Source organism: Peribacillus sp. P4_B1, assembly GCF_056402395.1.
The window spans coordinates 1-6,549 of the sequence record NZ_JBFUHM010000101.1; the positions used below are offsets into that span (position 1 = coordinate 1).

Sequence of the window (6,549 nt, forward strand, 5' to 3'; positions counted from 1 at the left end):
TTCTTTACCCAATTCGCTATTTGTGCATCACTTTTGATACCAAATCGCTCACGAAGCCGACGATATGACCAGCCTTCCTCCAACTTCAAACGAACAACTTCTCGCTTTAATTCTTCTGTATATGTTTGAAACGTTTGCCCCTTTTTTGCCATAGAAAAATCCCCTCTCAGATAGACTGTTAAGAACATTTTATCATGCTCTCTTTTTACTCTGTCTACCTGTAGGGGATAATACCACATGGCTAATATGTACTCTCCTTTATTTTAACTGATTGAGTCGGAATTAATTTTTAATCAACTAAAAGGTGAAGGTTGCTGAGGCAGCCTTTTTCTTATGCCACTACGGGCAGAATCGTGAAAGTATGATTGTTAAACATTGATTATTGAAAAGTGTTATAAGAGGTGAATTTATGGATCCTTCAAGCTAAATATTTTTAGCAATTTATTGGGTCGGAATTATTATATGGTCGCTTAAAAATAAGGAACAGGTGCGTGCGGCCGAGCATAGGTCGTATCATATAGCGGGTGGGATTCCCGTCATACAAACTTTTTTCATAATTGTTGCCCCCTAAGATTCCTAAAATTTTTAACATTTATTGATTATTATTTTCTATACACTTTGTACCTTAGGCTTTAGATTAATCACGAGGTAATTGTATAAATGTTAATTTATTACACAAACTAGAATGTTCAAAGATATAGAAGGGAAGGAAAGATACAAAATGACAAAGGTATTGTACATTACAGCTCATCCTCATGATGACACTCAATCTTACAGTATGGCTGTTGGAAAAGCATTTATTGAAACTTATAAAGAAGTAAATCCTAGCCACGAAATTGTAAACATTGACCTTTATAAGGAAAACATTCCTGAAATTGATGTGGATGTTTTCAGTGGTTGGGGGAAACTTCAATCTGGAAAGGGATTTGAAGAACTTTCGTCGGAAGAGAAAGCAAAAGTTGGCCGACTCTCAGAGTTATGTGAGCAATTTATAGCTGCCGATAAATATATATTTGTAACACCTTTATGGAATTTTTCATTCCCACCAGTATTGAAAGCATATATTGATTCCGTTTCTGTTGCTGGTAAAACATTTAAATACACTGAACAAGGTCCAGTTGGCCTTTTAACTGATAAGAAGGCCATACATATTCAAGCTCGCGGTAGTATTTTTTCCGAAGGGCCATTAGCTGAAATGGAAATGGGTCACCGATATCTAAATATCATTATGCAATTCTTCGGAGTTCCTTCTTTTGAAGGTTTATTCGTTGAAGGACATGCGGCAATGCCTGATAAAGCACAAGAAATTAAAGAAAATGCTATTGCACAAGCAAAAGATTTAGCTCCAAATTTTTAATTTCCAAAGAAGTGTCACAGTCGGTGGTACACCGTGGTCGTTGGAGTGACTAACGGATGGCTCCAAGGCACCACAATTCAACGACCTTCTTCACCAGCCATTAAAACAGTATCGATATAGGGACCAATTTTCATTCTCTGTGGTGAAGCGCTGATCTTTGCGCTTCATGAATGGCTGACGGGGAAGGTTATTGAAAGAAGGAATTCGCTTTCAAAACTAGAATTTAAATAAATAACTAATGGGATAGGAAGGAGATTCTTATGATAATAAAGGGTTTTGGGGGAATCTTTTGGAGGACTAAAAATCTAGAGGATATAAAAAAATGGTATAGTAAAGTCCTGAACATTGAAATTGAAAATTGGAATGGTACCATTATTACACCACAATCAGGCAATGAAACTATCTTTTCCTTCTTTTCTGAAAGTGACCCCTATTTTCCAACAGAACAACAAGTGATGTTAAACTTTCAAGTTGAAAATTTGGGTGACAGTATCAAACATCTAGAAAAACTGGGCGTTCCCCTTGTTAGGGAAAAGACGATTAATGAATTTGGAAAGTTTATTTGGATTGAAGATCCAGAGGGAAGACGTATTGAGCTTTGGGAGAAGTAATAGGATAATAATAAATTTTGTTGTTGAACTAAGGGGTGCTTTAGTTCAATAAGGAATGATCAATCTTTTTCAGAATAACGATTTTTTATTTGCTGTTTTTTTTAGGGTTAAAGGGAGATTTTTGATCAAACTTTATTTTTAATAAATACATAAAGATAGAACGGAGATTTATAATGTATTAAAAAATGAAAAAAAGAAGATTTTCTTTTACCATTACTCGAAACAGAGCATTATTCTACATTGCTGCATAATTTATTACTTTACTTGAAAGAAGATTCTATCAAACATGTAATGATTGATGGTAAGTGGATTATGAAAGAACGCCAAATCCAAACAATTGATCAACAAAAAGTCGAACAAAAATATATGGAAGTTGTTAATGGATTTATTGAGTACGTGCACCAAAAAGAGATTACTATGAAATAGAATTTTTTTATTTGTATGACACTCAGTACGGTTAAAAAATCTTATTTTGATATCACTGAGGGGTTGCTTTTTTAGTACTGGTTGTGTAAATCCGCATTTTCTGACAGTACCTCTGTTCATAGCTTCAAACTACTTGACTTTTAACAACTTTAAACTATAATAATAACAGAATGAATATTCATTCCTGATATGAGGTGAGAGAAATGTCCAAAAACAAACAAGATGATATTTTTGAAGCAGCTATGAAACTTTTTGCGGAACGTGGTTATGATGGAACCACAGTACCGATGATAGCTGACCAAGCAAAAGTGGGCGCTGGGACCATTTATCGTTATTTTGTCAATAAAGAATCCCTTGTTAATTCTTTATTTATCAAATGTGTTCTTCAGTTTTCTGAAGCCATAAGAACCGACTTTCCTTCTAATTCAATAATACGTGAGCAGTTTACCCACATTTTAATTAGAATATTTGATTTTGCAAGAAAAAATGTGAATGCTTTTATATTTATAAATTCTCATGATGATGGTTATTATCTGGATGAGAATAGTAAAGAAACGTTTAATGACTTTCTGGACTTCATTATAAGAGTAATAGAGGATGGAAAGGAAAAAGGATATATTCGCCCCTTACCGTCATCTGCATTAATTGCGATGGTTTATGGACCAATTGTAATGTTAGTTAAGATGATCGAGACAGGGAAACTAGCAGAGACACCGGAATTATTAAAAGAACTTGAAGAAAGCGCATGGAATGCTATTAGAGTCATTTGATTCGGGTAGCTTCGCAACAATGGAATGAATATTCATTCCTATATAAAAGAAAGGTGAAATCAAATGAAAAATTTGGGGAAGCCTCTCCTTTGTCTTATGGATAATCGTTACGATTGTGTCGTTAACAACAATGCCTAATATGGACCATTTGACCAAAGAAAAAGGACAAATTACGGTCCCAGATACTGAACAAATGCGCTGTTTCTAAAGAGATGATAAAGCAAATGGATAAAAAAGGCGGCGAAACGTATGGCATTATAGCGGTCTTCAACAGTGGAAGCGATAAGGGCTTAACGAAAAAACCAGCAACTCCTTTTCTTATGGAACTAGGGGCAGGATAGTTTAAAATGATATTTAAACCCAGTTATTGGAATTTCATGGTAAAATGAGTTTCTAAACTGTTGTTATGAACGAGATAGAGACAAAAAGCGTAAGGACTACTTAATTTGGTTTATTAGTGCATTACTCTTTTATTGGATAGCTATTGACTATTATTTCTTCAACTTATAGACGCGTTAGCTAAAGATCAGAACTGTCTTTAAGGCAGCGTTTTCTTTATGGAACTAATGGGGCAGTATTCCTGTAATAAATGAAAATTAGTATTGAGCACATCTCTCTTATTAAACAAAACCAGCTAAGTTTGGGATTTAATACACTTAAAGTAACGGGTGCGTTCGTTGAATTACATTGTCAGAAAAAGGGCTCCTTCATATAAGGGAAGTTGTAAGAGGGTACGGTGATGTTACTACAATTTTTTTACAAATCGGGATGACCAATAATTGACAATTGTGGTAAGCTTGATTTTGTTATATACATCATTTTTCAAGGGATGTGCAAGGGATGCTTAAACGAATAATAACTAAGTACGAACACGAAGGCCTGACCCCGGAGGAAATTGAGCATTTAAATACTATAAAGGGACAAAATCCTTATGGGATGCTAACTCTATTATTAGGTCTAGTATCCTTTATCTTTGGGCCACAGTATATAATTATTCCTATCGTATCTTTGTTATTGGGTTTTATTACTTACCGGACCTTTGATTCTGAAAAAGAGGATAATCCTTGGACGTTTTACATTGGACTATTATTTGCTTTAACAGGATTAATATTGAACTTTTTACATTATGTACACGTATTGAGCTAGATGTTTCTGCTATATTTATTTTTTTACTTCTTTAGCTAGATATTCACGGTCAATGGCTTGAGGTGGTCTTTCAAACCAACCGTGCTTAATCATTAAGTTTGCAGCAACTCCATCAAATTGAAATGAGACATGTAAAGTGTTTAATTGACGCAGAAAAATAAAAAACCACTCAAAGTGGTTTTTTAATCGCGCATTGCTCCTGCCTCTCGGGAAGTCATTGCACCTTGTCCTTCGCTTACATCTTTTTGAATTTCTTGTTTTACTTTTCGTGCATCTGTTCCGGAAAATTGTGGTTTCATAATTGAACCCAATTTCGCTTTAGCTTGTTGATCCTGTTGCATACAACTCCTCCTTAATTTATTGTTTAACAACCTTATTATTTACAAAGAAACACTCGTTATTCCTGAGAATTTGAGCAAAGTTCCCTTAAAGTAGGGGGTGTTCAGCATCCCGTATTAACTTCATCAATAAAAAGTGCAGTAGCTTCTTCTTTAAAAGCAGATTGGATCGTGGATGATTATTTTAATAGTGGCGAACGAATAGAACCCTGGATTGATAAAAGGGTTGTTAAATATCATCGAACTTTTGAAGAATATTATCAATTTTTAAAGCTAGCTGGATTCAAGATTGAAGATATTAGAGAAGGCACTCCAAGAGTTGAGGAATTTAGCAATGAAAGTGAATATAAACGTCGAATGAGAATTCCACTATTCTTGATTTTTTCTTGTGAAAAGTAATATTTCCTCAAAAAGGGAGGTTGCCTCGGAATTCTTTTCATCAAGAACTATCGGGGGCAAGTTAGTGAGAAGGGAAGTACAAAAAGATTGAGGAATAGTAAAACAAAAGGGGAGCAGTTTATGAATAATGAATTTGAAAAGGCCTTGAATTTACTGGAAAATAAGGATAATAAAACTTATCCGACATTTGCTTACTCTGTATTAAATAATTATATTCCTGGACAGGTTTATATGGATGAATTAAAGAGAACAGTTATTGTTGGAACTGATTCAGGTATTTTTGCTGTTGGTGGAGACGAAAGGAACAATGGTCTTGACAGCATATTTTTAAAAATTTTTAGAAGTAGAAAAAATGAAAAAATGCGATTCACTTTGTTTTCTCCATCAAAAGAATGGGATCAAGTTATAAATAAGTTGTTTGGAAATGAGTTAAGACAAATGCAGAGATATTCTTTTCATTTTAATAAGGATACATATTCAACAATAAAAAGGGGGAAATCACCCAATGATTTTATAGTAAAGAGAATAGATGAAAAAATAATTACTGAAAGTCTGGAATTTAATGAAGCTTATTATAATGAATATTGGGGTTCAGTATCAAATTTTCTTGAGAATGGTTTTGGTTATTGTTTGTTACATAATGATACCGTTGTAAGTGAGTGTACATCTATATTCAGTTCATCACAATTTGCTGAAATTGATATTGCAACTCAAAATAAGTATAGAGGAATGGGCTTAGCTCAAAATGTTGCAGAAATATTCATTGGACATTGTATTGAAAGAAATTTGAAACCCAATTGGGACTGTGTTGTTAACAACTTTGCGTCGATAAAGCTGGCTGAAAGATTAGGATTCGAAAATCCAATGGAATATTCGGTATTCGTTAGAAGGTAAAAAGTTCTTATTGGAGATATGGATTTCAATAACTTATTTATGAATTGGTCAATGATAAAATAAAGTATTAATTTCCTCGATTAAATGAGGTGTAAAAATGTATTGGAAGTTAAGAATTCCTCTTTTTTTGTTTGTTATGGGTGTTACATCTGGTCTTTATCAGAAGTTTCCTAACCTTTTTCTTGTAAATACATCTTATTTTATAAGAAGTGTTGTATTTATTGGCGTAATTGGGATCATATTCACTATTTTAGAGAATTCAAAAGTAAATGAAAAAAAAGTCCATATTATTATTGGGATGACGTTAATTTGTACAGGAATTTTATTTGATAATCTAATGGTATAAAAACCATCCTTAATGAACTCCCTCAGTTTAATAGATAATGCTCACGAATACTCGCTTATTCGCAGGATTTCATACCACATGGTATAGGTTGCTTTAGATGAACGAAAGAGATAGGACCGTTTTGATAAGATGAGGGCAGATTGAAATAGGGGATCCATTAAAAATCCCATATTATTACATATGCTGCACGCATTTTCCACGCTGCCCTTGGAGGCTTTCCCTCCCATGTCTCAACGGGTCATAATCCTATGCCCTTTCATTC

The 6,549-nt window shown here is 33.9% G+C and carries 9 protein-coding genes and 1 pseudogene; 8 read left to right on the top strand and 2 right to left on the bottom strand.

Annotated features, from left to right (window positions below; all coding sequences use genetic code 11):
• A partial coding sequence (locus tag AC1DVK_RS26090; RefSeq protein ID WP_477626697.1) for a transposase occupies nt 1-152 on the bottom strand: 152 nt, incomplete at its 3' end.
• A gap of 569 nt (nt 153-721) precedes the next feature.
• Between AC1DVK_RS26090 and AC1DVK_RS26095 the strand changes: the two genes are divergently transcribed.
• The 5 genes and pseudogenes from AC1DVK_RS26095 to AC1DVK_RS26115 form a co-directional block, all read left to right on the top strand.
• Nucleotides 722-1,357, top strand: coding sequence for an FMN-dependent NADH-azoreductase (locus AC1DVK_RS26095; protein ID WP_089364940.1), 636 nt, complete (start codon nt 722-724; stop codon nt 1,355-1,357).
• Between the two features lie 263 nt (nt 1,358-1,620).
• Complete coding sequence (locus AC1DVK_RS26100; protein WP_410863268.1) at nt 1,621-1,968, top strand: VOC family protein; 348 nt, start codon at nt 1,621-1,623, stop codon at nt 1,966-1,968.
• A 264-nt stretch (nt 1,969-2,232) separates the two neighbouring features.
• Nucleotides 2,233-2,394, top strand: coding sequence for a hypothetical protein (locus AC1DVK_RS26105; RefSeq protein ID WP_477627745.1), 162 nt, complete (start codon nt 2,233-2,235; stop codon nt 2,392-2,394).
• A gap of 203 nt (nt 2,395-2,597) precedes the next feature.
• Entirely contained in the window at nt 2,598-3,164 is a 567-nt protein-coding gene (locus tag AC1DVK_RS26110; protein WP_477627746.1) for a TetR/AcrR family transcriptional regulator, read from the top strand.
• A gap of 70 nt (nt 3,165-3,234) precedes the next feature.
• A pseudogene (locus AC1DVK_RS26115) lies at nt 3,235-3,466 on the top strand (MMPL family transporter); the annotation flags it as partial.
• A gap of 1,026 nt (nt 3,467-4,492) precedes the next feature.
• Here the strand turns inward: AC1DVK_RS26115 and AC1DVK_RS26120 are convergent.
• Nucleotides 4,493-4,651, bottom strand: coding sequence for a hypothetical protein (locus AC1DVK_RS26120; RefSeq protein ID WP_176432076.1), 159 nt, complete (start codon nt 4,649-4,651; stop codon nt 4,493-4,495).
• A 168-nt stretch (nt 4,652-4,819) separates the two neighbouring features.
• Here AC1DVK_RS26120 and AC1DVK_RS26125 point away from each other — a divergent pair, with 168 nt between their 5' ends.
• The 3 genes from AC1DVK_RS26125 to AC1DVK_RS26135 all read left to right on the top strand — a co-directional run bounded on the left by AC1DVK_RS26125 (nt 4,820) and on the right by AC1DVK_RS26135 (nt 6,287).
• Nucleotides 4,820-5,047 (top strand): SAM-dependent methyltransferase, encoded by a 228-nt coding sequence (locus AC1DVK_RS26125; protein ID WP_410863256.1) that lies wholly within the window; start codon nt 4,820-4,822, stop codon nt 5,045-5,047.
• A 120-nt stretch (nt 5,048-5,167) separates the two neighbouring features.
• On the top strand, nt 5,168-5,941 hold the full coding sequence (locus AC1DVK_RS26130) for a GNAT family N-acetyltransferase (protein ID WP_477627747.1): 774 nt from the start codon (nt 5,168-5,170) through the stop codon (nt 5,939-5,941).
• Nucleotides 5,942-6,038: 97 nt separating this feature from the next.
• The gene (locus AC1DVK_RS26135) at nt 6,039-6,287 is read left to right on the top strand and encodes a hypothetical protein (protein WP_410863252.1); all 249 of its coding nucleotides are present in this window, start codon (nt 6,039-6,041) and stop codon (nt 6,285-6,287) included.
• The last annotated feature ends 262 nt before the right edge of the window (nt 6,288-6,549 follow it).

What these genes read in the sequence shown, in the direction of transcription:
- AC1DVK_RS26095 (WP_089364940.1), top strand. Translation starts at nt 722, where the DNA reads ATGACAAAGGTATTGTACATTACAGCTCATCCTCATGATGACACTCAA.
- AC1DVK_RS26110 (WP_477627746.1), top strand. Translation starts at nt 2,598, where the DNA reads ATGTCCAAAAACAAACAAGATGATATTTTTGAAGCAGCTATGAAACTT.
- AC1DVK_RS26120 (WP_176432076.1), bottom strand. Translation starts at nt 4,651, where the DNA reads ATGCAACAGGATCAACAAGCTAAAGCGAAATTGGGTTCAATTATGAAA.
- AC1DVK_RS26130 (WP_477627747.1), top strand. Translation starts at nt 5,168, where the DNA reads ATGAATAATGAATTTGAAAAGGCCTTGAATTTACTGGAAAATAAGGAT.
- AC1DVK_RS26135 (WP_410863252.1), top strand. Translation starts at nt 6,039, where the DNA reads ATGTATTGGAAGTTAAGAATTCCTCTTTTTTTGTTTGTTATGGGTGTT.